At 42.4% G+C, this 458-nt stretch carries 1 protein-coding gene; it reads left to right on the forward strand.

The genetic code is table 11. From position 1 onward, the window contains the following. Nucleotides 1–19: 19 nt before the first annotated feature. Complete coding sequence (locus tag B4033_RS07050; protein ID WP_004892573.1) at nt 20–316, forward strand: hypothetical protein; 297 nt, start codon at nt 20–22, stop codon at nt 314–316. Nucleotides 317–458: the final 142 nt, after the last annotated feature.

Consider the following 458-nt stretch of genomic DNA (forward strand, 5'->3'; position numbering starts at 1 on the left):
AACTAGAAGAGCAAAAGCAATGTTATTAATGTGGGGCTTTATTACACTCCTGACACTGGCGGTGATTTTCCTGATCTGGCTGCAGTTCAATCAGGTTGAAACTGGTCCTGAATTGGAGGGTGTTGCGGTCGAGCAAAAGGTCGCGAATCTGGAAGATAATCTAAAAAAGACCTTAGAGATTATGCAGGATCTGGCTAAAAAGATGCATGTACAGCAAGAAGTACTGGACCAGACCACGACCAAACTAAAACAGGTCGAATTACAGAATGCCGAGCTGGTGCATCTGCTGGCAAAAGTGGTTGAACCAAAACAATAATCTTCGAAAATGGTTTTCTGATTAAGCAGTCTAAAAGAGCGGGCTGCGTGAAACTCCTGCCGAAATTACCCTCATCATAATGGTAGGCAGCATGCCGAAACCTGATGTATTACATATAGATGTAGGCTAAATTTAATCTAAT

It is taken from the genome of Acinetobacter sp. UBA3132 (genome assembly GCF_002364825.1).
In the GTDB taxonomy this organism is placed as follows: Bacteria; Pseudomonadota; Gammaproteobacteria; order Pseudomonadales; family Moraxellaceae; genus Acinetobacter; species Acinetobacter schindleri.

Bases quoted from the DNA above. Each gene is read 5' to 3' on its own strand.
- B4033_RS07050 (WP_004892573.1), top strand. From the start codon at position 20: ATGTTATTAATGTGGGGCTTTATTACACTCCTGACACTGGCGGTGATT.